Consider the following 22,425-nt stretch of genomic DNA (forward strand, 5'->3'; position numbering starts at 1 on the left):
AATGTCTAATATTATTGTTTTTCAACTACCGGAAGTGGATCTGCATAATGTGCAATTCCATAATTTCTGGTTAAGCATTCTGGATTATTGATATGCCATTCGAATTCATCTCTAAAATGACGAATTGCTGCTGCTACAGGCCAAGCTGCTGCATCTCCTAATGGACAAATGGTATTTCCTTCAATTTTTCTCTGAATATCCCATAGCAAGTCGATATCTTTCATTTCGCCTTGTCCTGATTCTATTTTTTTCAGAATTTTATACATCCATCCAGTTCCTTCACGGCAAGGTGTACATTGTCCGCAACTTTCGTGGTTGTAGAAATGAGCTAAGGTCATGGTGTGTTTTACCACACATTGGTCTTCATCTAAAACAATGAAACCACCAGAACCCATCATGGTTCCTGTAGCGAAACCACCATCAGAAAGAGATTCGTAGTTCATGTATCTTGGTTCGCCTGAAGCTGTTTTAAGCAATAAATTTGCTGGAACAATTGGAACTGAAGAACCTCCAGGAATACATGCTTTTAATTTTTTACCATTCGGAATTCCTCCACAATATTCATCAGAGTAGATAAATTCTTCTACGGTGATGGTCATATCTATTTCGTAAACTCCTGGTTTATTGATGTTTCCGCAAGCGGAAATTAATTTAGTACCTGTAGAACGACCTACGCCAATTTTAGCGTATTCTGCTCCTGTAATATCTATAATTGGAACTACTGCAGCGATGGTTTCTACGTTATTTACCACAGTTGGACATTGCCAAAGACCTTTTACCGCAGGGAAAGGTGGTTTTAATCTAGGATTTCCACGTTTTCCTTCTAGTGATTCTAGAAGTGCAGTTTCTTCTCCACAGATATAAGCACCAGCTCCTCTCTGAACATAGATTTCTAAATCGAAACCACTGCCTAAAATATTTTTCCCTAGGAAACCTGCTTTTTTAGCTTCGTCAATTGCTTGTTCTAAAATATCTGGAATCCATGCATATTCTCCTCTGGTGTAGATGTAAGAAGTATTAGAACCTAATGCATAAGATGCGATAATCATTCCTTCAATCAAAAGATGAGGAATAAACTCCATCAAATATCTGTCTTTGAAAGTTCCAGGTTCTGATTCGTCTGCATTTACAACCAAATATCTAGGCACACCTTCTGGTTTTGCTAGGAAGCTCCATTTCATTCCTGTAGGGAAACCAGCACCACCACGACCTCTAAGACCAGAAGTTTTTACTTCTTCTACAATTTGGTCTGGAGTCATTTTCAATGCTTTTTCTACAGACTGGTAACCTCCATGTTCTCTGTAAGTATCAAAATATCTGATACCTTCTATGTGTGCGTTTTTAAGTAAAAGTTTTTTACTCATTTTTCTATACTTTTGGCAATTCGCTTTTAGCTTATTGCTTTATTAATTAATTTACTTTTAAATATTTATCTAAAAACTCTTTCAAATTTTTGAGGTATAAATTATTTTCACAATCTAAATCCCAAAGTTTACTATCCTTAAAATCTCTACCAGAATCTTTACAATTATCTTTGTTTTCGATTAATGCTTCATGGTAAAGATATACTTTAGATTTTTTTGCAGGAATCATGTAACTTTTATTCTTGTCTAACAAACATTTTTCGAAACTGTTCCAACAATCAAAAATATCTGAATTTTCTTTGTTTATAATTTTTTCAAAAAAATCTTCAACTTCTCCTTTTTCTTCTATATTATTTGGGAAAATATATTTATCATAATTTTTCCAATTCCATTCCAACATTAAATCATCAATAAATTTTTCAGTTTTTTCTTTACCAGCTTTTTCAGCTGTTTTTTCATCATCTGCATCAAGAAAAATTAATGAGGTGAATTCAAATAATTCTTCTGTTATTTTATTTTTCAAATTTTTAAGATTTGTCCAACCTCCTAAATTATGTATAATTTCATTTTTTTTCAATTGCTTATCAGAAATTTCTATATCATAGTTTAGAAAAATGAAATCTCTTAAAAATCTTTGGTCAGAAACTCCCTCACAAAATATCCTAATATTTTCCATTTTATCGGGTTTCAGTTTCTGATTCAACTAAATATTGAAATTCATTATATGGATAAGTAATTGCCTTTATACTTTTATCTTTATTTTCTTGTAATTTTATAAGTTTTATAAGTTTTTTTATAGAGATTGATTCTTGCTCAATTGAAGTAATTAAAGCTTTTTGAAAATCTAAACTATGAGTTGTTGCAAAAATTTGAATATCAAATTTTTTACATAAGTAGATTATGTTTTTACAAAATTCTTTCATTTTTGAATAATGAATACCTGTATCTATCTCGTCAATCATTAATCTTTTTTCATTGCTACTACTTATATATAAAATCTCAACAATGTATCTGAAAATTTTTTGAAATCCATCTCCAAATTGAGTTATGGCAGAATATTCATTGTCTGATTTTGAAGCAAAACTAATCATCCCATTATAACCATGTTCTGTTGTGTGAAAATCAACCAATTCATAGTTGAAAATTTTATTTAAAATCTTGATAATCTCTTGCTTATGATTATAATTAAGATCATTTGTTTTCTGTATAAATTCTTCTCTTTTTTTATCCAGTGTTCTTAAAAAATCTTCTAAATCATTACTATATGATAAGTTAAATGTTATAAAAGGCCAATAAAAATCATTAATTTCTATATCATCTAAATACATAAATTGTATTTCTTCAAATTTAGAATTTTTATAAAATTTCAACCAATGACGTAAATTATTGAATTGATAATTATCCTTTCTTTTTAAATAATCTTTACTATTTAATTCTAATATATTCTTATATTCAATAGAAAGTTTTTCAATTTGATTATCTCCCTTTTGATAAGAAATATTTAAAGGACTATTTTTTTTAACTAAATATTTAAAATAACTTTTTTCAGGAAATTCAAATAAATTGGAATTCAAATCACCTTTGAGAAATGTTCTATAATTAATACCTCTAATATTTAAAGTCTGATGAAGGTTATGTATCCATTTAATAAAATTATCATCGAATAGTAATGCCTCAAGTAAACAAGTTTTCCCAACATTATTATCTCCAACAATTAGATTAAATTGTCCAATATCTTTTACTTCCAAAAAATCAAATTTTTTGAAATTTTCTATTTTTAGATATTTTAGGTGATTATTTTTCATTTATTTTCTTAATCCAAAGCGATTTGTCCTTGTCTGCAAAGCTCAAGGATTTCGTCTACTTTTTCTTTAGTTAAATTTTCGTGATAGAATTTTCCAAGTTGCATCATTGGTGCATAACCGCAAGCTCCAAGACATTCTGCAGGTTTTAGAGTAAATAAACCATCTGCAGTAGTTTCGCCAGCTTTGATGCCTAATTTTTCTTTGATATAATTTACGATATCATCACTTCCTCTTAACATACAAGGTCCTGTAACGCAAACTTCTAAAACGTATTTTCCTACAGGTTGCATATTAAACATGGTGTAGAAAGTAGCTACTTCATACACTTCTATTGGAGTAATTTCTAAAACACTTGCTACATAATCCATCACAGGAACGTCTAACCAACCTCCAAATTCTTTCTGCGCTATGTGAAGCACAGGAATTAATGCAGATTTTTGTTTTCCTTCTGGATATCTTGCAATGATTTGTTTTACTTTTTCTAAAGTTTCTGGTTTAAAAGCAATTGTTTCGCTCACTTCTTTAAAATTTTAAATTTTAAATTCTGAATTTTAGATTTTAAATATCTTTAATTCAAATAATTAACTATGGATTTTTTAGATTAATAATTTAAAATTTATAATCTAAAATTTATATCTTTTTATCCGTCTAATTCTCCAGCAATCACGTTCATGCTACTCATCGTAACGATTGCATCAGAGATTACGGCACCTTTAATCATTTCTGGATACGCTTGATAATAGATAAAACAAGGTCTTCTAAAGTGCAATCTGTATGGAGTTCTGCCGCCATCACTTACTAAATAGAAACCAAGTTCACCGTTTCCACCCTCTACAGAATGATAAACTTCTCCAGCAGGAATATCAGTTTCGCCCATCACGATTTTGAAGTGATAGATTAATGCTTCCATGTTATTGTATACTTCTGCTTTTTCTGGTAAGAAAAATTCTGGTACATCTGCATGGAAATCTCCTTCTGGTAAATTATTATAAGCTTGGTTAATGATTTTCAAACTTTCCCAAATTTCCTGTTGACGAACCATGAATCTATCATAAGTATCACCCGCAGTACCAATAGGAATATTGAAATCAAAATCTTGGTATGATGAATAAGGACTTGCGACTCTTACGTCATAATCTACACCAGCAGCTCTTAAGTTAGGGCCTACAAAACTGTAGTTTAATGCACGTTCTGCACTGATAGGACCAGCACCGATGGTTCTGTCCATGAAGATTCTGTTTCTTTCTACTAAATTTGAAAATTCTTGGAATCTTGCAGGGAAAGTTTTTAAGAAATCTTTTAATAATTCGTGGAATTTAGGAGTGAAATCTCTGTCGAAACCACCAATTCTACCCATGTTTGTAGTCATTCTAGCGCCACAAACTTGTTCGTAGATATCGTAAATTTTTTCTCTGTCTTGGAAAACGTAGGTGAAACCAGTTAAAGCTCCTGTATCTACAGCAATTACGGAGTTACAAACCAAGTGGTCTGCAATACGAGCCAATTCCATCATGATAACACGCATGTAATCTACTCTTTTTGGCATTTCTATACCAAGAAGTTTTTCTACTGTCATGTGCCAACCAATGTTATTGATAGGTGCAGAGCAATAATTTAAACGGTCTGTAAGAGTGGTAATTTGCGTGAAATTTCTACGTTCAGCAATTTTTTCAAAAGCTCTGTGAATATAACCTACGGTTTGTTCAGAATGAAGAATTCTCTCACCATCCATGGTTAAGACATTTTGGAAAATTCCGTGTGTAGCAGGGTGAGTAGGACCGAGGTTCAGTGTATATAATTGACCATCTACTTGCTCTTGAGCATCGTATTGGTTAAGTATATTTGATAATTGATTGTCTTTCATAATAATTTAGATTTCAGAATTTTTATCTACCGAACATAGAGTCGTCTTTGTCAGTTCTGGTTCCATCTTCTAGCGCATATTCTTTTAGAAGAGGGTGATAACCTAGTTCTTCCATGTTTAGAATAACTCTTAAATCTGGGTGACCTTTAAACGTAATTCCGTAGAAATCATATGTTTCTCTTTCCATCCAATTGGCTCCTGAATACAAGTCTGTAATAGAATCTACCTCGGCGTTATCCTTAGGGAAAAAGCTTTTGATTCTTATTCTAAAATTTTCTTGTAAATTATGAAGGTGATAGATTACTCCAAGTTCCTTCTCCTTATGGTCTGGATAATGAATACCACAAATATCTGTAAGGAACATAAAATTAAGAGAAGACTCTTTAAGGTGATGAATCACTTTTTTAAGCTCTTCTTTTTTTACTTCTACAGTAAGAAATCCATAAGGTTCAGACGAAGAAATCACTGCTTCTGGAAATTCTCTATTGATGGCTTCTAAAACAAATTCGCTTGTCATATTATTAATTTGAAAATTTGAAATCGAGGTAAATTACATCGCCTTCAAAAATTTGTTTCTATTATTGTTTCAAATTTATTTTTGATAAACGCAAGACTTGAAATTCAAATCTTTACATTTTCAAATTACTTAATTCCGTAGCTTTCTAATAAAGCTTTGTATTCTGGTAAGTCTCTTCTTCTTAAGCTTTCGTTTTCTGCCAAAGCTTGTACTTGCATGTAGCCTTCTAGAATTTGTTCTGGTCTTGGTGGGCATCCTGGAACATATACATCTACAGGAATAATTTTATCAATTCCTTGTAAAACAGAATAAGTATCAAAAATACCACCGCTACTTGCACAAGCACCTACAGCAACTACCCATCTTGGTTCTGCCATCTGTGTATAAACTTGTTTAAGAACTGGAGCTAATTTTTTAGAAATAGTACCACAAACCAGTAGGATATCTGCTTGTCTTGGCGAGAAACTCATTCTCTCTGCCCCGAATCTAGATAAATCATAGTTAGGAGCCATAGTTGCCATAAATTCGATACCACAACAAGAAGTAGCAAATGGTAATGGCCAAAGCGAAAACTTACGCGCCATACCAATAATATCGCTTAATTTTCCTGCGAAAAAACCTTCACCTTCTATTCCTGGAGGCGCAGGTGCATTAGTATTGATTACAGGTTTATTATCTGACATTTTTAATTTTTTTAAAGTTTTTTTTGAAAAATCTTACTCTAATGTGTAAAACACTTTAGCGGTATAAATTTACTTATTCCAATCTAAAGCTCCACGTTTTAGTACATAGAAAAATCCTATGAAGAAGATTGCTATAAAAGTAGTTACCGCAAGGAATCCTTCAAATCCTAATTCTTTAAAATTTACAGCGTAAGGATAGAAAAAAACAATTTCTATGTCGAATAAAACGAATAAAATAGCGGTAAGAAAATATTTTACAGAAAACGGAGTTCTTGCATTTCCTTCTACTTCAATTCCACACTCGAAAGTGTCATCTTTAGTAGCTCCAGAAGTGTGTCTTTTAGGACCCCAATTGTGTGATGCGTATAAAGTAAATAACACAAAACCTAAACCTACTGCCGCCTGAATAAGAACAGGGATATAATTATCAGGTAAATTCATCTCTATTAAGTATTTCTAACTGGCAAATTTACGAAATATAAATAGAAATGAGAAGTATTTTTAAACACTTTTCTTTCTAAAAAAGGGTTTTCTCTAATTTAGAATCAATAAAAACAACTACTTGTTCTTGAGGTTTTTTAAAACCTTAAACGCAATGAATGCAATGTACCCAAAAAGAAAACTCGCAAACAAAATATTAATAATAGCATTAGTTTTCTCATCTTTTACTTGGAAAAACTGATTGTACATCACGTACATGATGATAATGCCAATGTAATAATAAAGTTGAGTTTTCATTTTTAAATTTTTAAAATTCTAAAGTGTAAGTTCTACGTCTCTTGTGGTTTACAGGATTATAATCTTGCCAAAGTAATTGGATGTTTTTGTTCTCTTCTAATTCTGGATTGGTCTCTAAAAATTTCACCCCTTTTTTCTTGAAAGTTTTCCAAATTTCTTTGAAAATAATTGCAGTTACTCCTCTTCTTTGGTATTCTGGATGAATCCCGATTAAATAAAAGTTCGCTCTTTCGTTTTTTCTGCCTGCGTTTAGTAAATGATACCACCCGAATGGTAATAAACTTCCATTGGCTTTTTGCAAAGCTCTAGAATATGAAGGCATGGTAATCGCAAAAGAAATCAACTTGTCATCCTTATCCGTGATGCAGATAATGTAATCTTTGTCTATAAAACCGAAGTATTTTTCTTTGTAATGCAAGATTTGCTCATCGGTAATAGGGGTGTAAGTAGAAAGATTTTTGTATGTTTCGTCTAGTAACTTAAACATCGGTTCTACTAAAGGAAGAATTTCTTCTTTAGAATTGAATTTTATAGTTTTTAGTTGATATTTTTCTGCGATGAGTTGGCTAAATTTTTCAACTTTATCTGGTAAAACATCAGGAAACATAATTTCGAATTCTACCCATTCTTTTTCTTTCACCAATCCCAATTTTTCTAAATGTTTTGGATAATAGTTGAAATTGTAAATGCCAATCATCGTTGCCAATCTGTCAAACCCGAAAGTGAGCATTCCTGCCTTGTCTAGATTGGTAAAACCCATCGGTCCTTCTATTTTTTTGATATTTTTTTCTTTAGCATAAGCTATAGCAGTATCAATGAGAGCTTTAGAAACGGCTTCATCATCTATAAAATCTAACCACCCGAATCTTACTTTTTCTATGCCAAGTTCTTGTGCTTCTTTGTGATTAATCATCACCGCAATTCTTCCTACGATTTCATCATCTCTGTAAGCCAAAAATTGCTTAGCTTCAGAATAAGCAAGAGCAGGGTTTTCTTCTTTGTTCCAAATGCTTTTCTCATCTTTGATTAAAGATGGTACATAATTTTGATTATTTTTGTACAGATTCATCGGAAATTTGATAAAATCTGATAATTGTTTTTCGGTAGTAACTTGAATGATTTTTACTTCAGACATGTTGATAAAAATTAGAAAAACAAAGATAGCGTAAAAGATGACAATGCCCAAGTTTGGCACAGTTTTTACTTCAAAAAGGGTAAATAAAATAAAAAAGAAAATAAAAATATGACAGGTTATTATTTAATTTTAGGAGCGTTAATGCTCGTGAGTTGGTTGGTTTCGGCCAGATTGAAGTCGAAATTTCAACATTATTCCAAAGTCCATCTCAGAAATGGTATGTCTGGTAAAGAAATTGCCGAAAAAATGCTTCGCGATAATGGAATTCATGATGTGCAAGTGATTTCGGTTCCTGGTCAATTAACGGATCATTATAATCCAGTAAATAAAACAGTAAATCTTTCTGAAGGAGTTTACATGCAGAGAAATGCAGCAGCAGCAGCAGTTGCCGCTCACGAATGTGGTCATGCTGTACAACATGCAGTTGGTTACTCTATGTTGCAACTTCGGTCTAAATTGGTTCCGTTGGTAAATATTAGTTCTACGCTTTCTCAGTTTGTAATTTTTGCGGGGATTTCTGTGATGATTGCTTCTAGAAGTATTCAGAATCCGCAAGGGAATACTACAGTTTTGGCAATTGGTGTTTTACTTTTTGCGGTAACTACACTTTTTGCGTTCATCACTTTACCAGTAGAGTATGACGCGAGTAAAAGAGCGCTAGCTTGGTTAGAAAATTCAGGAACATTAGGTAGAGAAGAGCATGCTGCGGCTGAAGATTCACTAAAATGGGCGGCGAGAACTTATGTAGTAGCAGCACTTGGTTCATTAGCACAATTGCTTTATTGGGCATCAATGCTTTTCGGAGGAAGAAGAGATTAATTTAATCTAAAAAATTAAATGTTACATATTGAATCTCGGACAAAAGTTCCGAGATTTTTTCTTTTTCGGACAAATTGAATCTTGCTGTTATCATACAATCTTCCTGTGCATCAAAATTCAAAACTTTTGCATCAAATTTATTGAGAAGAGAAAAAATGATGTTTTGTTGAGAAAATTTAAAATGGATTTCTAGTTCGGTTTCTAATTCTTTGGTGATAATTTCTGCGTGTTCCAAAGTATATTTGGTGCTTTCTTTATACGTTTTTACTAAACCAGAAACGCCTAATTTGGTTCCGCCATAATAACGAATGATTACCACTAAAACATTGGTAAGATTGTGAGCGAGAAGTTGATTGTAAATAGGTAAACCAGCACTTCCTGAAGGTTCGCCGTCATCATTTGCGCGGTAATTTTCACCATTAATTCCTATTCTGAAAGCATAACAATGATGAGTAGCTTTTGGATGTTCTTCTTTTAAATTTTCTAGAGCAGTTTTGAGTTCCTTTTCGTTATTGACAGGAAATGCAAAACCGATAAATTTGCTCCCTTTTTCTTTGAGCAAAATATCTCGAACTTCAGATTTTATGGTGGTGTAATTGTATTGCATAAAAAACACCTCAAAAGTATGAGATGTTTTTTGTTTTATAAAATTTAATTTTAGTTTTTAATCAATTTTAATGTTTCTGAGTTGGTTTTTAGTAAATAAATTCCAGTATTAAGGCTAGAAACATCAAAGTTGTTTTGTCCTTTTTTAAGGTTAAACTTTTTAACTAATTTTCCTTGAGAATCAAATAACTCAGCATCTTGATTAAGAGGAGAAAGAATATCAAGAGAATTTTTTACCGGATTAGAAGTCAGTAAAAGTTTATTTTTTGATAATTCTTCTATGCTCAGATTGGTGCTTTGTACTGCTCCGGTAAGTGTTCCGTTTCCTGAAGTGAGATTCCCTCCACAATTTCCTTCTGTAACAGCGATGTTTTCTGTCCAAACTCCTAATGTTAAATTTGGTGGATTGGGTATAGAAGCAGAAGTATTATGATAAATGAGATATGGATTAATAAAATCTCCATTTCCAGTATCCGCTAAAAATTCCCATCTGTTATCATTGTTGTTCCAAGAAATTTGGAATTCGCAAGTTCCTAACCCGCCACATTCCTGTGCACCATCTATTGGAGTGGTTTGGTAAACGTTTCGCCCGTGAACATCAGTGCTTATTTTATTGAAAACATAAGTTTGGGTTTCAAATAAGTTAGTACAACCCGAAAATGTTATCGTTTGTGAATAAGCTAATGATGTAAAAAAAAATAAAAATAATAACTTTTTCATACTCAATTAATTTCTTGATGGATAAATGCCTTCTAAAGCAATGTAATAGCCTATTGATAGATAAGGTTGCATATTATTTACAGGAGTTCCGTTTCCTGTATTACCTACCATTGTTGGGTTCATTGTAGTGTTTGCGGTAGCACTAGAATATTCTTTGTCTAATGTTTTAGTATCTGCAGGAAGATTGTTGGTTGGCGAATTTTGATTTCCTTCAGAAGTAACAGCTTTAATGGCATGATTGTGAGGAGGTAGATTAGTAACTAATAAAGTATTAGTTTCTGTACCAGACATTTCTCCTAAAGTTTTAGGGGTTAAACCAGGTCCATTACCAATACCTACTACTATTCTTCCTCTTAAATCTGGTAAAGCAAAAGTAGTTCTTCCATCACCACCATAGGTTGTGCCTAAAAGTGAAAATAATGCAGTGTTCTGAGCTATAGGTAATAGTCTTCCATCGCATAAAGCCCAACCTCTAGGTTCAAAGTTGTAAGGGAAAATAGTTATTTGCCCGATATAAGGCTCCACTTGTGCTTTCATTGTAGATGTACTGCTAAAAAATACAAATACAAAAAATAATAGAATTTTTTTCATGAGTAAAAAAGTTTTTGGTTACTCAACAAAAATAACTCATTTTTATTAAAGTTTTTTAAAAATAATGTTAATTCTATTATTAATTTTGAAATATTAGTGTGGATTCCGTTTCTATTAGAGCTTGTAAAGAGATTAACAATACAGTTGTTGAAATAGGTAATTAATAGTTTTTTCTCAATATTAAATTATGAAAAAAAAGAAACTACATTATCTCTCATTGTCTTTTTTTGAGTCAGTTTTCCATTAAATTTAGGAGCTTTTGTGCCATTTTCTAATAGGAGATTTTCGTTTTTAATGATAATGATTTCATCCCAAAGATTTTGGTCAATAAAAGTTTGTAAAGTTCTGCTTCCTCCTTCTACTAAAACCGATTGAATCTGATTTTCGTAAAGTTTCTGCATGAGTTCTTCCATGAAATTTTCTTTAGAAATTTTGATGAATTTTACATTTCCTTCTTCTACTTCTTTTTCTTGATTGAAAACCAAAGTAGGCGCTTCATCATTATAAATTTTAAAATTTCTAGGAACTTTTAAATCAAAATCAATCAAAATTCTCACAGGGTTTCTACCTTCCACTAATCGAGTAGTTAAGCTAGGGTTGTCATTCAAAGCGGTTTGAGTTCCCACCAAAATAGCATGCTCCTCGCTTCTGATTTGATGTACAAATTGAGAAGCCAATTCGTTGGAAATTTTTGTAGGTTTAAAATCTTGGTCGATAAAACCGTCTTTGCTTTCTGCCCATTTTAGAATCAGATAAGGACGTTTTTTCTCATGGAAAGTGAAAAATCTTTTGTTTAAATCTCTGCATTCTTCTTCCAAAATTCCAGAAATGGTTTCTATTCCTGCATCCATAAGGATTTTTTTGCCTTTTCCGTTTACTTTATCATGGCTGTCCATTGCACCAATTACCACTTTTTTAAAACCAATTTCTTTTAATTTCAATGAACACGGAGGTGTTTTCCCGAAATGTGCACAAGGTTCAAGTGAGACATAAATCGTAGACTCGGGTAAAAGTTCTGGATTTTGTACAGAATTAATCGCATTGATTTCTGCATGAGCTTCACCTGCTTTTTGGTGAAAACCTTCGCCGATGATGACATCGTTATGAACAATTACTGCGCCAACTAAAGGATTTGGATAGGTTTTTCCAGTCGCTTTTTTGGCAAGTTCTATGCAGCGTTTTATGTAAGTTTCGTGATTCATTTTATTTGAAAAAAAATTCCGAAAAAAATTCCGGAATTAGTTAGTTTTTAGAGTTACAGAAGGAATGGTCATGGTAATAATTCCTTCTAAAAGTTTATTTCTTTTTTTGCCTATTGATTTTTGAAAACCTTTAGCATCTTCAGTAGATTTTTCTTTGTAGGCAATAATCATAAATGTACTTTCTTCGCCTAACAGTGTATTTCTGAATCTGTAGATGTTATAATCAGCAAATTCTTCTTCTGGTGCTTCCGCTTTTTTGTCTTTTGGAACATTGGTGGTAATAAAATCTACTACGAATTCGGTTCCATTAGGATTTTCGGTAACATTGTAAGTGCAATACTTGTCAGTTTCGGCTCTTCGGTCGAGTTCTTCTGTTTTTTGATAAGTAGCTTCTTTAGCGTCTATATTTTTATTGAAAAAATAAATGGTAATGACCGCTGAAGCAACTTCTATTCTTTCGTCTTCTAAAATATATTCCTGTACAAATTGGACTTTAGATTTTTGTTGTGCAGAAACCAAAACATATTTACTTTCGTTAAAGGTAAGTTCTGGCACACCAATTAAGTCTTCGGTGTTTTGTGAATAAAAAATCCCCGAAAATAGTAAAAGTACAACGATCGAAAACAGTTTACGAATCATCTTATTCTCCCGAAATAATATGGTGAAGGCTTTGTTTTAACATTTCTAACTGAGCTTTTTTGTCATCAATTTTATCAAAAGTATCTTTCAATAAAGGATTATCACGAGATACTTTGCCAAAGAAGCCTAAGTTGTTTTCTAATTTTACAATTTCTGCTTCTAAATCAGCCACTTGATTTTTGATTTTTCTAGCTTTATCAGTCAATTGAGATTCAGTAAGACCTTCTTCTTTCAAATCAAATTCATTGATTTTGTTCAGTCTTAATTTCTCTCTCATCGTTTTATTAAACTCAGTATTGATAGCCATTTTATCTCTTGGTACTTTTCCGATGTTGTTCCAAGCAGTTTTAATGTTTTCAATTTTTTCTACGCTTCCTTCTTCGTCGCCAATTTCTTTTAATTCATCTAAAAGCGCACGTTTTTGTCTGTAATTTTCTTTCCAGTCGTCTGTTACAGCATTGTTTTTAGTTCTGTAATTATTAAAAAACGTGTTGCAAGCTTCACGGAAATCATCCCAAACTTTATTGGTCATACTTCTAGGAACGTGACCTATTTTTTTCCAGTCTTCTTGTAATTTTTTGAACAATGGAACTGCAATTTCCCAATCTTCAGAATTCATATTATCTTGAGCGGTTTGTATAAGCTTCAGTTTTTCTTCTAAATTGGTATGCTGAGAGTTTTTAAGGCCTTTGTAGAATTCATTTTTCTTCGCGTTGAAAGCTCTAAGCGCTAATTTGAATTCGTTCCAGTTTTGGTTAGAAATTTTTCTAGGAACGCTTCCTAATTTTAAGAAATCTGCTCTTAGACTTTCTACGGTGTTGATGGCGTTTTGCCAATAATTATGATTCGGAGCTTTATCAGGGGAAGTCAGTTTTTTAATCGTATCGATGATTTGATTTTTCTTCTCAAGATTAGCTTGCTGTTCGCCATCGATTACGGCTAATAATTCTGATTTTCTTTCGTGAATTTTATTAGAAATTTCTTTGAATTCTTCCCAAGTTTTATCACGAAATTCTTCAGCAACTGGTTCTGCTTCTTCTTTCCAAAGCTTGTGCAAAAACTGTAATTCGTTTAATGCTTTTTGTACTACAGGTTCGTTTTGTAATTCTTTGGCTCTGGCAATAATATGCTGTCTTTTTTCTAGATTATGTGCATATTCTTGCTCTCTGTATTCTTTATTTAAGTCTAACATTTGATAGAAATTATTCAAATGGTAGAAATAATTATTGTTAAGATTTTTGAATTCTGATTTTGCTACTTGTCCAGCGTTGCTCCATTCTTCTTTAATTTCTCTGATGGCGCGGAAAAGATTGGTGTTCGGTTCAGAATGCGTGTAAAGATTTTTTAATTTTTCTATAATTGAGATTCTCTTTTCGAGATTGTCTTTTTGCTCAGATTCTTGTTTTCTGTGGAAAACATCATATTTTTCTTTGAAAATATTGCTCAGTGCAGAAATTTTTGATTGAAGAGGATGTTCATAATGTGCATCTGCTTCTTTTTGGTCTTCACTTTCTAGGTTTATTTTGTGAAGAAGCATTTCTTTTACTGCATTAAATTTTTTATGATTAGCTCCTGAATCTTCTGCATTAATCAGTGCTTCTAACTTAGTCATTAATTCTCCCGAAGTCATTTTTTCATGTTCGTGGTGTTCTACCATATCATGAGTTTCTTCTTCATGAACTTCTGAATCATGGCTTTCTTGAGGAGCAACAGATTGATTAGCAGTTTCTTCGTTTGGATTTACAATGTTCTCTTGAGCTTCAGAATTAGGGTTATCTGTAATCATAGCAAATTAATTTTAAAAGTAATATGCTTTTTCAAACACTTTTTTTGAATGTTTGAACGCATTTCGGCACTAAATTAAGGGTTTTTTATGAAATATGCAATTTTTTTGAAAGCGATAATTGTGCTCACTTTTAAAAAAATACATCAGTCTAAATCTTTGATGGCTCAGAAGTGTTTACTGTTCTTCATTCCAAATTTCCCAAGCTTTTTCGGCTTGTTGTTCTAGCATGAAATAACCGTTAATGGTTTTTGCACCTTTTTCGGCAGCATTTTTTAAAAATTTAGAAAGAGTAGGGTTGTAAATTAAATCGATAACGAGATGATTTTCTGTAATATTTTCAAATGGGAAGTGAAGCGTTTCTTCTACATTAGGAAAAGTCCCTACTGGTGTACATTGTATGATGATGAGGTTTTCTAGGACTTGATTTTCAGTGAGATTCTGATAATTAATTTCTGTAGTTCTAGAAACGGTAATAAAAGGAATATTATTCTTTTTCAATACAAATTGAACGGCTTTTGCAGCACCGCCATTTCCTAAAACAATGGCAGATTTTTGGTGTGGTTTTTTGTGCAGAAGAAGTGTTTTTTCAAATCCAAATGCATCAGTATTGAAACCTTTTGTTTTTCCGTTTTTGATGGAAATACAGTTGATGGCGCCTATTTCTTGAGCCTCTTCGCTCAATTCATCTAAATAAGGAATAATTTGCTCTTTGTATGGAATGGTCACATTAAGTCCTACAAGATTTTCAGTTTGAAAAATAGCAGGAATATTCTGAAGATTTTCGATGTCAAATACTTCATAGGAATGGTCTTTCAAGAAAAGTTTTTGAAATTTCTGTTCGAAATATTTTTTTGAAAACGAGTAGGAAATATTTCTTCCTACCAAACCTAATTTTACTGATTTTTCCATAATTCAAAGGTAATAAAAAAGGCTGGAAATGTTTCCAGCCTTGCAATGATTTGTATCAAGTTTATTCTACTAAAAATTTGTACGAATTATTATCAAATTTTAATAGATACATTCCTTTAGTAGTATTTTTAAGTGAAATGAAATTTTTATTGCTAAAAGGCTTTTCAATTACTTGAACTAAAATTCCATTTACGTTATAAATTTCTACTCTTTTAATTTTTTCAATATTTTTTCCTGTTACATAAAGGGTATTATTTTTAACAGGATTAGGGTAGATGCTGAACTTGTTAACTGTTGTTTCATCTGTTCCTAAGCCGTTATAGCAAGTCCAACTTAAATCATCAAAAGCCACTCTGTTAGAGGTTGTGCTATTATTTTGTATGCTAATCGTTACATTCCCAGAAACATTGATGTTTGAAATGGTAGTGGTAGTTACAGTGTCTGAGTATGGGATTGTTCCTTTTTCAACACCATTAATAAATAATTTAAAACTTCCATTTGTTCCTGAAAATTTTAATTGGGTTTTAATGGTTAAGCTACTAATTCCTCCTGATATAGTTGAAGAACTAAGCGTGCCATTTCTTACAGTAATTGCTTTATTATTAATTGTTTGGTCGGATCTAGAATCCGTTGCTGTCCATGTGATTTCATTGTTGTTCCATGTTACAGTTTTATAGGTGTTAACAGCTCCGCTAACTCCTTCAAAGTCTTCTGTTCCACAGCTTGTAGTAGAGCCGCCATCATTGCCGCCAGTATTCTCTGTGGTGGTTCCTGTTGTGGTATTGCTTTGGCTAGATGTGTTTCCAGCTGCATCTTTAGCTTTTACATAAAAAGAATAAGTTGTAGATGGATTAAGACCCGTTACAGTAATACTGTTAGAAGAGGAAGAAGTTTTAAGCGTTCCGTCTAAATATATGTCATAAGTAGCTACCATAATGTTATCTGTAGAAGCGGTCCAAGATAAAGATATTGTACTAGAGGTGCTTCCTGTAACTATTAGGTTAGTTGGTGTAGAAGGAGCTTCTGTATCTGGAGTAGTAGTTCCCCATATTAAAGCTACATATTCTGGATGGTCTATAAATGGGTTTCTATTGCCTTGAAACGAATAAGCGGCATTGTTTCTGTCAATTTCTTTTTCAGATACGGGGTCATTTGTGTGCCATTCTTTTAGAACTGCCAATTCCCAAGCTTCTACTCCAGGAAATGCAGAATTTGTTAAAATATCATTGTCTTTAAAAGAAGATAGTTTAGATTCATATCTTGTTGCAAAATATAAAATCATTCTTGCGACGTCTCCTTTAAATTCATCAATGGGTTCAAAAACAGTTCCACTATAGTTAGGTGATGCGCTAGTTCCTCTTTTAGAGCCGTTTTCTGAAATGAAATTTGCAGATCCTACTTTTCCGAATGGAAAATTACTTCTATATCCGTTGACTTTTCCATCAGTTGGGACAATATGGTGTATATCAGAAACCATAGGAGATGCAGAATTGAAGTATCCTTGTGGGAAAATGTGCTCTCTGTTATAGCAATCACCTTCTACTTTATAACTGCCACATTGTTTAGAGCCATGTTGATAGACATATGGGTCTGTTCCTTTAGGATTTTCTGAATATATGTCTAAAACAGAACCGTCTTTTTCGTAATAATTATCTGAATCCGTTGATGGATATCCGTTGTATAGGTTATCATAAGATTTGGTTTGGTGCCCACTTGTAATGATTTGGCTAAGTTTTGTTTTAAGTGCAGCGCCTGTTAAACCAGTTGTTCCGTCATAGTAACCAGTAGGAATTTGAGCAAAGATATTTGCTACAGAAAATAGTAGTCCTACAATAAGTAAAGTTTTAATCTTCATAATGTTAAAGTAATAAAAAGGGACACAAAGTTAGCATAATTATCAATAGGATAATTAATTATTTTCAATTATGTTCTCTTTATTAATTTTAGAAAAAATCCAAGAAACAGAAATTCCAAAGAAAAGTCCTATTAAAGCCACATAGAAATAATTAGGCCAGAAAATTTTAACAGGAAAAGGTAACGTTTCAGTAGCTTTGAAAATGCCAGTCTGTATTTGGATAACACAAATAATCGTCCCCAAAATCAATCCAGAGATTACCCCAAACAGTACAATAAGTAAACCAGTGTTGAAATAAGTCTTTCTTAAATCACTAATTGTAAAACCTAAAGAAATCAATGATTTAGCTTGATCTTTTTTATCCAATTGAAGAATAATAATAGCGCCTGCAAGGTTAAACGTAGTAATAAAAATCACCAAAGCAAAGATGAGGTAAATCATCAGTTTTTCGGTGTTAATCATTTTCCAGAAGGCAGCGTTTTCTTCTGCTTTTGTTTTTATGGTAACTTGATTGCCGAGTTTATTTTGTAAATCTTCTTTTATAGCATTTGCTTTTTCAGGATTTTTTAGTTTTATGGCAATCTCGTAAGCTGAGTTTTTAGGCAAGTTCAGTAACTCCGAAGTCAGTTCAAGCGGAGCGATAATATAATTGTTCAGTTGGTCATTTCCAGGGAAAATTCCAGTAACGTAAATGTCTCTTTTATTGAAAATATCTTCTTCTTTATTGATGATTCCTTTACCAGGTTTTGGCATGAAAAGCGTAGCTACGTTTACATCATTAGCTACGGGAATTGCCAATCTGTTGTTCAGTTGAGCTTCCATAATCACTTCATTCATAAATTTAAATGAAGGATAACTTCCGTAGAAAATATTTTTGTCAATAGGATTCACTTTTACATAAGCAGAGTCTACGCCTCTTATGTAAGCAATTTCTCCTGTGTTTTTGTAATCGATATAGACTTTTTCTTCAATCAATTTAGAAAAATGACTGATTTCGTTTTCAGATTTCAGGGTAGAAGTTACTTTTTGAATATTGGGAATAACTTTTCCTTGAGTGCTTTTTAGGGTAAGATCTGCATGAAGATTAGAAATAAAATCCTTGTTGAGGTCTTCTAATCCAGAAAAAACCGAAATAATAATAAACATGGCGGCTACCGCTACCATCATAGCAAAAGCAGCCAATCCTGTAATAAAACTTACAGCTTGGCTTCCTTTTTTAGCAATGAGATATCTTCTCGCGATATAAAAAGCGGTATTTCCTTTGGCCATTTTTTATAAAATAGGATTATCTCCCAGACCTTTTAGTTCTTTTTCTATACGTTCTACATCATCTAATGTAGTGTCTAAATAGAAATTAAGTTCAGGAATAATTCGCACTTGTTTTGCCATTTTCTGGCCAATAAAATTTCTGTAGAAAGACTTATTTTCGTCTATCTCCTTCATAATTGGCGTTCTAAATTCTTGCGGAAAGATGCTCAAATAAATTTTAGCAATGCTTAAATCAGCCGTTACCTTTACATCAGAAACGGTGATTAGAAAATTTTGTTTGCTCTCTGAAGCGAGTTTTCTAAAAAGTTCAGCAAAATCTTCTTGAATAATCTGTGCTACTTTTCTTTGTCTGTTACTTTCATTCATGTTGCAAATTTAGTATTTTTGTTTGAGATTTTGGGCGTGTCCTTTTCTTTTTGCCAATCGCAAGGTCTTGACCATAAAAAGAAAAGGTCGGTATTCGGCTCCCACTTTTTTCTAAATTTTTTATCAAAACCTATGCCCTTGCATAAAAATTTAGAAAAAGAGTTCCGCCTACTCCCTCACGCAAACTAAGATTTTAATAGAAATTAAGAAAACAATTACCACATCATCATGAAAATAGAACACTTAGGAATCGCCATTAAAAGTCTAGAAACATCAGACAATCTTTTTGCAAAACTTCTTGGGAAAAGCAGTTACAAACAAGAATCAGTAGAAAGAGAAGGCGTAACTACTTCTTTTTATCAATTAGGAGAAAGCAAAATAGAACTTTTGGAAGCCACAAATCCAGAAAGTCCTATCGCGAAGTTTATCGACAAAAAAGGAGAAGGAATTCACCATATTGCTTTCGGAGTAGAAGATATTAGAGCAGAAATAGAAAGATTAAAAGCAGAAGGATTTGTTTTTATTTCCGAAGAGCCCAAAGATGGTGCAGATAATAAGTTGGTGGTTTTCTTACATCCTAAGTCTACAAATGGAGTTTTGGTAGAATTGTGTCAAGAAAAACCTTAATTTTTTTTTTGAATTTTCCGAAAAAATCTTACATTTGCACACCCAATTGAAATAAAGATATTTTATCATAAATGTTTGGCCTTGTAACTCAGTTGGTTAGAGTAGCTGACTCATAATCAGCAAGTCCTTGGTTCGAGCCCAAGCTGGGCCACAAAATCCTCAGAATTTCTGAGGATTTTGTTATTTTTGTATAAATGAAACATTTTGTTTATATATTATTTTCTGAAACAGCCAATAAATATTATATTGGCGAGACAAATAATTTAGAAAGAAGATTAGAAGAGCATTTAAGCCATTTTTTTGAAAATTCTTTTACAAAAATTGCGGAAGATTGGGAATTGTTTTTAAAAATAGAGTGTAAAGATATTTTTGAAGCAAGAAAAATAGAGCGCCACATAAAGAAAATGAAAAGCAAAAAATATTTAGAAAACCTCAAAAAATATCCAGAAATTATTAAAAAATTAAAAGAAAAATAATCAGCAAGTCCTTGTCCCGATAACTATCGGGACGAGCCCAAGCTGGGCCACAAAATCCTCAGAATTTCTGAGGATTTTGTTTTTTGAGAGAAATTTTTTTAACCCTAATTGTAATTAAATTTGTTACAATTGAAAATTTACATATCTTTGCATCAGAAATGAACAATACTAGATTTTCCACAGCGCTTCATATTATGACTATTCTTGGTTCTAAACCAGAAGAATGGCATACTTCTGAGTGGCTAGCTGGAAGCATTAATGTGAATCCGGTAGTCGTAAGAAAAGAAATTTCTGTATTGAGGGAAGCTGGTTTGGTAGAGTGTAAAAAAGGTAAAGAAGGCGGCACTAGATTAGGGAAAAACCTCAACCAAATTACAATTGCCGAAATTTACAATGCTGTAAAAAACTCAGAGATTTTAGGTAAAAAAAATCAACATCCTAATCCACAATGTGAAGTAGGAAAAGTGATTAATCAGCATTTAGATCTTCTTTTTTCTGAAACAGATGAGGTAGTGGTGAATTTCTTAAAAGAAAAATCTTTGAAAAATTTTATAGAACAATTCAAATAAAATTTTTTAAGTATAAATGTAACATAAATTATTACAATTTAAATTATAGAAAAATGAAAAAAGTCGCAGTCATTGGTGCAACAGGTTTTGTTGGCACTCAAGTAGTAATAGAATTAGCAAATAGAGGATATTTCGTAAATGCTTTGGCTAGAAATACTTCTAAAATAGAAGAATCAGAAAATGTAAAAGCAGTAACTGCAGATATTTACAATACAGCTGAATTATCAGAAATCCTAAAAGGAAATGACGCTGTGATTAGCGCATTTAATCCGGGTTGGACGAATCCTAATATTTTCGAAGATTTCTTAAAAGGAGCGACTAGCATAGAAAAAGCGGTAGAAGAATCTGGTGTAAAAAGATTTATTACAGTAGGTGGAGCAGGAAGTTTATACATTGCTGAAAACCTTCAATTAATAGATACTCCTGAATTTCCAGCGGAGATTAAACCAGGCGCAGAAGCAGCCAGACAATATTTAGAAATCATTAAAAAGAATGAGAATCTAGAATGGACTTTCTTTTCTCCAGCCATAGAAATGCATCAAGGAACAGCAGGTGTAAGAAAGGGAACTTACAGAACGGCGCTAGAAAATCCTGTTTTTGATGAAAACGGAAGAAGTGTTCTTTCTGTAGAAGATGTAGCCGTAGCTTTGGTAGACGAATTAGAAAATAATCAGTTTGTAAAACAAAGATTTACTGCGGCTTATTAATTCATTAAATATTTTGAAACTGATTCACTAGAGTCAGTTTTTTTATTGGTATTCGTCTCTTATTTCTTTACTTTTTGCAAAGCAAACTGGCGAAGAATTTTCATTGATAATGATTTCCTTCTTTTCCTTGGAATTCTTTTTTGTAGACTTCTGTTTGTCTTTTTTAGGAACTTTGTCTTTTTTCATGACCCAAAATTTTCACTAAAGTTAAATAAAAAAAGCATCCAATCAAGTGGATGCTTTCTTCAAATTTTATATTTCGATTTTATAAATTCAGAAATAATTTAGGGTTTACAGGCGTATTGTTCTTATGAACTTCGTAATGCAAATGTGGACCAGTACTTCTTCCAGAATTACCAGATTGTGCAATTACTTCTCCTGCTTTTACATTTTGGTTGGCTTTTACGTTAATTTTAGAAAGGTGGGCGTAAAGCGTTGCTAAACCGTTGCCATGACTGATGATTACACAGCTTCCGTAGCCACTTTTTTGACCAGCAAAAATCACTTTTCCCGTAGCGGTACACATTACATCGCTACCATAACTTACGCCATAATCTATTCCTTTGTGGAATTGCATTTGGTCTTTTTCAGCAGGAGCTGCGTTTTTTGATGCTACGTTTACGTTACTTTTGTTGATTACATTTCCAGCGCTGTCTTTTTCTATTTTTTCAGATGAAATAGCAAGAGGTCTTGCAGAAGCGAGTAGGATTTTCTTAGACGGAATAGGATTTTTTCTCATCCCGAAATTAGAAGATAGAAAGCCATTGTTTATAGGATGTCCAACTGGAACTTGTTGTAAACGTTTTTCTAATTCTACGAGATATTCAGAATATCTAGAACTCTGATTGGACAGATAAACCGAACTAGATAAGCTGTCTCTAGATAGAGCTTCTATGCTTAGATTAGAGGCGTTTTTTGCCTTTAAATAATTGTTGATTGTTCTTACTGTATTGTCTACAGCGGCTAAATCATTTTTTAATTTAAAGAAATCTAAGCTGTCTTTTTGGGTGTTGATTTTTACTAAATTGACTTGATAGTTTTTGTCATCTTTTTCTGAATATAATTTTGCAATAACAAAACTTTGCAGAAGGATAACGAAAAGAAGAGCGCCCATAAATAGCTGAACATTCTTCTTTTTTATAAAAAATTTCTTCATTACTTTTTTCTCAGTTTTTCAA

General features: G+C 32.4%; 27 protein-coding genes and 1 tRNA gene. 6 read left to right on the top strand and 22 right to left on the bottom strand.

Going from position 1 to position 22,425, the window contains the following annotated elements; translation table 11 throughout:
- Positions 1–11 precede the first annotated feature (11 nt).
- The 10 genes from nuoF to EB819_RS01555 form a co-directional block, all read right to left on the bottom strand.
- The gene (gene nuoF, locus EB819_RS01510) at positions 12–1,364 is read right to left on the bottom strand and encodes an NADH-quinone oxidoreductase subunit NuoF (protein WP_069797190.1); all 1,353 of its coding nucleotides are present in this window, start codon (positions 1,362–1,364) and stop codon (positions 12–14) included.
- 46 nt (positions 1,365–1,410) lie between these two features.
- Complete coding sequence (locus EB819_RS01515; protein ID WP_069797189.1) at positions 1,411–2,040, bottom strand: DUF3226 domain-containing protein; 630 nt, start codon at positions 2,038–2,040, stop codon at positions 1,411–1,413.
- 1 nt (position 2,041) lies between these two features.
- Positions 2,042–3,169, bottom strand: coding sequence for an AAA family ATPase (locus tag EB819_RS01520; RefSeq protein WP_069797188.1), 1,128 nt, complete (start codon positions 3,167–3,169; stop codon positions 2,042–2,044).
- 8 nt (positions 3,170–3,177) lie between these two features.
- Entirely contained in the window at positions 3,178–3,687 is a 510-nt protein-coding gene (locus tag EB819_RS01525) for an NADH-quinone oxidoreductase subunit NuoE family protein (RefSeq protein WP_069797187.1), read from the bottom strand.
- A gap of 122 nt (positions 3,688–3,809) precedes the next feature.
- Positions 3,810–5,033: an NADH-quinone oxidoreductase subunit D gene (locus tag EB819_RS01530; RefSeq protein ID WP_069797186.1), complete on the bottom strand. Its 1,224-nt coding sequence runs from the start codon at positions 5,031–5,033 to the stop codon at positions 3,810–3,812.
- A gap of 22 nt (positions 5,034–5,055) precedes the next feature.
- Entirely contained in the window at positions 5,056–5,550 is a 495-nt protein-coding gene (locus EB819_RS01535; RefSeq protein ID WP_069797185.1) for an NADH-quinone oxidoreductase subunit C, read from the bottom strand.
- A 125-nt stretch (positions 5,551–5,675) separates the two neighbouring features.
- The gene (locus tag EB819_RS01540) at positions 5,676–6,233 is read right to left on the bottom strand and encodes an NADH-quinone oxidoreductase subunit B (protein WP_069797184.1); all 558 of its coding nucleotides are present in this window, start codon (positions 6,231–6,233) and stop codon (positions 5,676–5,678) included.
- A gap of 69 nt (positions 6,234–6,302) precedes the next feature.
- Positions 6,303–6,674 carry an NADH-quinone oxidoreductase subunit A gene (locus EB819_RS01545; RefSeq protein ID WP_069797183.1) on the bottom strand — a complete coding sequence of 124 codons (372 nt, stop codon included), beginning with the start codon at positions 6,672–6,674 and terminating at the stop codon, positions 6,303–6,305.
- Positions 6,675–6,791: 117 nt separating this feature from the next.
- The gene (locus EB819_RS01550) at positions 6,792–6,971 is read right to left on the bottom strand and encodes a hypothetical protein (RefSeq protein ID WP_069797182.1); all 180 of its coding nucleotides are present in this window, start codon (positions 6,969–6,971) and stop codon (positions 6,792–6,794) included.
- A gap of 10 nt (positions 6,972–6,981) precedes the next feature.
- Positions 6,982–8,106, bottom strand: coding sequence for a GNAT family N-acetyltransferase (locus EB819_RS01555; RefSeq protein ID WP_069797181.1), 1,125 nt, complete (start codon positions 8,104–8,106; stop codon positions 6,982–6,984).
- 108 nt (positions 8,107–8,214) lie between these two features.
- On the opposite strand from EB819_RS01555, the gene EB819_RS01560 reads away from it, so the two are divergent.
- Positions 8,215–8,925 (top strand): zinc metallopeptidase, encoded by a 711-nt coding sequence (locus tag EB819_RS01560; protein WP_069797180.1) that lies wholly within the window; start codon positions 8,215–8,217, stop codon positions 8,923–8,925.
- Between the two features lies 1 nt (position 8,926).
- Here EB819_RS01560 and EB819_RS01565 read toward each other — a convergent pair whose 3' ends face one another.
- The 10 genes from EB819_RS01565 to rbfA all read right to left on the bottom strand — a co-directional run bounded on the left by EB819_RS01565 (position 8,927) and on the right by rbfA (position 18,868).
- Positions 8,927–9,532, bottom strand: a complete 606-nt coding sequence (locus EB819_RS01565; protein WP_069797179.1) for an IMPACT family protein — start codon at positions 9,530–9,532, stop codon at positions 8,927–8,929.
- A 50-nt stretch (positions 9,533–9,582) separates the two neighbouring features.
- Positions 9,583–10,251 (bottom strand): T9SS type A sorting domain-containing protein, encoded by a 669-nt coding sequence (locus tag EB819_RS01570; protein ID WP_069797178.1) that lies wholly within the window; start codon positions 10,249–10,251, stop codon positions 9,583–9,585.
- A 6-nt stretch (positions 10,252–10,257) separates the two neighbouring features.
- On the bottom strand, positions 10,258–10,842 hold the full coding sequence (locus EB819_RS01575; RefSeq protein WP_083250137.1) for a phage tail protein: 585 nt from the start codon (positions 10,840–10,842) through the stop codon (positions 10,258–10,260).
- Positions 10,843–11,027: 185 nt separating this feature from the next.
- Positions 11,028–12,044: a bifunctional diaminohydroxyphosphoribosylaminopyrimidine deaminase/5-amino-6-(5-phosphoribosylamino)uracil reductase RibD gene (gene ribD, locus EB819_RS01580; RefSeq protein WP_069797176.1), complete on the bottom strand. Its 1,017-nt coding sequence runs from the start codon at positions 12,042–12,044 to the stop codon at positions 11,028–11,030.
- Positions 12,045–12,080: 36 nt separating this feature from the next.
- Positions 12,081–12,683 carry an HI_0983 family protein gene (locus EB819_RS01585; RefSeq protein ID WP_069797175.1) on the bottom strand — a complete coding sequence of 201 codons (603 nt, stop codon included), beginning with the start codon at positions 12,681–12,683 and terminating at the stop codon, positions 12,081–12,083.
- 1 nt (position 12,684) lies between these two features.
- Complete coding sequence (locus EB819_RS01590; protein ID WP_069797174.1) at positions 12,685–14,469, bottom strand: DUF349 domain-containing protein; 1,785 nt, start codon at positions 14,467–14,469, stop codon at positions 12,685–12,687.
- Between the two features lie 174 nt (positions 14,470–14,643).
- Positions 14,644–15,378 (bottom strand): shikimate dehydrogenase family protein, encoded by a 735-nt coding sequence (locus EB819_RS01595; protein WP_069797173.1) that lies wholly within the window; start codon positions 15,376–15,378, stop codon positions 14,644–14,646.
- A 61-nt stretch (positions 15,379–15,439) separates the two neighbouring features.
- The gene (locus EB819_RS01600) at positions 15,440–17,233 is read right to left on the bottom strand and encodes an endonuclease (RefSeq protein ID WP_069797172.1); all 1,794 of its coding nucleotides are present in this window, start codon (positions 17,231–17,233) and stop codon (positions 15,440–15,442) included.
- A 54-nt stretch (positions 17,234–17,287) separates the two neighbouring features.
- Positions 17,288–18,502, bottom strand: coding sequence for an ABC transporter permease (locus EB819_RS01605; protein WP_069797171.1), 1,215 nt, complete (start codon positions 18,500–18,502; stop codon positions 17,288–17,290).
- A gap of 3 nt (positions 18,503–18,505) precedes the next feature.
- Entirely contained in the window at positions 18,506–18,868 is a 363-nt protein-coding gene (gene rbfA / locus EB819_RS01610; protein ID WP_069797170.1) for a 30S ribosome-binding factor RbfA, read from the bottom strand.
- 228 nt (positions 18,869–19,096) lie between these two features.
- Between rbfA and mce the strand changes: the two genes are divergently transcribed.
- The 5 genes from mce (at position 19,097) to EB819_RS01635 (ending at position 21,247) form a co-directional block, all read left to right on the top strand.
- On the top strand, positions 19,097–19,495 hold the full coding sequence (mce, locus tag EB819_RS01615; RefSeq protein WP_069797169.1) for a methylmalonyl-CoA epimerase: 399 nt from the start codon (positions 19,097–19,099) through the stop codon (positions 19,493–19,495).
- A 77-nt stretch (positions 19,496–19,572) separates the two neighbouring features.
- Positions 19,573–19,646 (top strand) — tRNA-Ile (locus EB819_RS01620).
- A gap of 43 nt (positions 19,647–19,689) precedes the next feature.
- Positions 19,690–19,971, top strand: coding sequence for a GIY-YIG nuclease family protein (locus EB819_RS01625; RefSeq protein WP_069797168.1), 282 nt, complete (start codon positions 19,690–19,692; stop codon positions 19,969–19,971).
- Between the two features lie 158 nt (positions 19,972–20,129).
- Complete coding sequence (locus EB819_RS01630; RefSeq protein ID WP_069797218.1) at positions 20,130–20,540, top strand: Rrf2 family transcriptional regulator; 411 nt, start codon at positions 20,130–20,132, stop codon at positions 20,538–20,540.
- Positions 20,541–20,593: 53 nt separating this feature from the next.
- Positions 20,594–21,247, top strand: coding sequence for an NAD(P)-dependent oxidoreductase (locus EB819_RS01635; RefSeq protein WP_069797167.1), 654 nt, complete (start codon positions 20,594–20,596; stop codon positions 21,245–21,247).
- Between the two features lie 42 nt (positions 21,248–21,289).
- Here the strand turns inward: EB819_RS01635 and EB819_RS12730 are convergent, their stop codons facing one another.
- Together EB819_RS12730 and EB819_RS01640 are read right to left on the bottom strand one after the other, a co-directional pair.
- Entirely contained in the window at positions 21,290–21,433 is a 144-nt protein-coding gene (locus tag EB819_RS12730; RefSeq protein WP_158005944.1) for a hypothetical protein, read from the bottom strand.
- 79 nt (positions 21,434–21,512) lie between these two features.
- Positions 21,513–22,403 (bottom strand): M23 family metallopeptidase, encoded by an 891-nt coding sequence (locus EB819_RS01640; RefSeq protein WP_083250136.1) that lies wholly within the window; start codon positions 22,401–22,403, stop codon positions 21,513–21,515.
- Between the last annotated feature and the right edge of the window lie 22 nt (positions 22,404–22,425).

The sequence above is a fragment of the Cloacibacterium normanense genome, assembly GCF_003860565.1.
Classification (GTDB): Bacteria; Bacteroidota; Bacteroidia; order Flavobacteriales; family Weeksellaceae; genus Cloacibacterium; species Cloacibacterium normanense.

Coding starts and splice junctions, on each gene's coding strand:
- EB819_RS01565 (WP_069797179.1), bottom strand. CDS start 9,532: ATGCAATACAATTACACCACCATAAAATCTGAAGTTCGAGATATTTTG.
- EB819_RS01520 (WP_069797188.1), bottom strand. CDS start 3,169: ATGAAAAATAATCACCTAAAATATCTAAAAATAGAAAATTTCAAAAAA.
- EB819_RS01560 (WP_069797180.1), top strand. CDS start 8,215: ATGACAGGTTATTATTTAATTTTAGGAGCGTTAATGCTCGTGAGTTGG.
- EB819_RS01640 (WP_083250136.1), bottom strand. CDS start 22,403: ATGAAGAAATTTTTTATAAAAAAGAAGAATGTTCAGCTATTTATGGGC.
- nuoF (WP_069797190.1), bottom strand. CDS start 1,364: ATGAGTAAAAAACTTTTACTTAAAAACGCACACATAGAAGGTATCAGA.
- EB819_RS01605 (WP_069797171.1), bottom strand. CDS start 18,502: ATGGCCAAAGGAAATACCGCTTTTTATATCGCGAGAAGATATCTCATT.
- mce (WP_069797169.1), top strand. CDS start 19,097: ATGAAAATAGAACACTTAGGAATCGCCATTAAAAGTCTAGAAACATCA.
- EB819_RS12730 (WP_158005944.1), bottom strand. CDS start 21,433: ATGAAAAAAGACAAAGTTCCTAAAAAAGACAAACAGAAGTCTACAAAA.
- EB819_RS01625 (WP_069797168.1), top strand. CDS start 19,690: ATGAAACATTTTGTTTATATATTATTTTCTGAAACAGCCAATAAATAT.
- ribD (WP_069797176.1), bottom strand. CDS start 12,044: ATGAATCACGAAACTTACATAAAACGCTGCATAGAACTTGCCAAAAAA.
- EB819_RS01595 (WP_069797173.1), bottom strand. CDS start 15,378: ATGGAAAAATCAGTAAAATTAGGTTTGGTAGGAAGAAATATTTCCTAC.
- EB819_RS01585 (WP_069797175.1), bottom strand. CDS start 12,683: ATGATTCGTAAACTGTTTTCGATCGTTGTACTTTTACTATTTTCGGGG.
- EB819_RS01550 (WP_069797182.1), bottom strand. CDS start 6,971: ATGAAAACTCAACTTTATTATTACATTGGCATTATCATCATGTACGTG.
- EB819_RS01590 (WP_069797174.1), bottom strand. CDS start 14,469: ATGATTACAGATAACCCTAATTCTGAAGCTCAAGAGAACATTGTAAAT.
- EB819_RS01600 (WP_069797172.1), bottom strand. CDS start 17,233: ATGAAGATTAAAACTTTACTTATTGTAGGACTACTATTTTCTGTAGCA.
- rbfA (WP_069797170.1), bottom strand. CDS start 18,868: ATGAATGAAAGTAACAGACAAAGAAAAGTAGCACAGATTATTCAAGAA.
- EB819_RS01535 (WP_069797185.1), bottom strand. CDS start 5,550: ATGACAAGCGAATTTGTTTTAGAAGCCATCAATAGAGAATTTCCAGAA.
- EB819_RS01575 (WP_083250137.1), bottom strand. CDS start 10,842: ATGAAAAAAATTCTATTATTTTTTGTATTTGTATTTTTTAGCAGTACA.
- EB819_RS01630 (WP_069797218.1), top strand. CDS start 20,130: ATGAACAATACTAGATTTTCCACAGCGCTTCATATTATGACTATTCTT.
- EB819_RS01515 (WP_069797189.1), bottom strand. CDS start 2,040: ATGGAAAATATTAGGATATTTTGTGAGGGAGTTTCTGACCAAAGATTT.
- EB819_RS01530 (WP_069797186.1), bottom strand. CDS start 5,033: ATGAAAGACAATCAATTATCAAATATACTTAACCAATACGATGCTCAA.
- EB819_RS01635 (WP_069797167.1), top strand. CDS start 20,594: ATGAAAAAAGTCGCAGTCATTGGTGCAACAGGTTTTGTTGGCACTCAA.
- EB819_RS01555 (WP_069797181.1), bottom strand. CDS start 8,106: ATGTCTGAAGTAAAAATCATTCAAGTTACTACCGAAAAACAATTATCA.
- EB819_RS01545 (WP_069797183.1), bottom strand. CDS start 6,674: ATGAATTTACCTGATAATTATATCCCTGTTCTTATTCAGGCGGCAGTA.
- EB819_RS01540 (WP_069797184.1), bottom strand. CDS start 6,233: ATGTCAGATAATAAACCTGTAATCAATACTAATGCACCTGCGCCTCCA.
- EB819_RS01570 (WP_069797178.1), bottom strand. CDS start 10,251: ATGAAAAAGTTATTATTTTTATTTTTTTTTACATCATTAGCTTATTCA.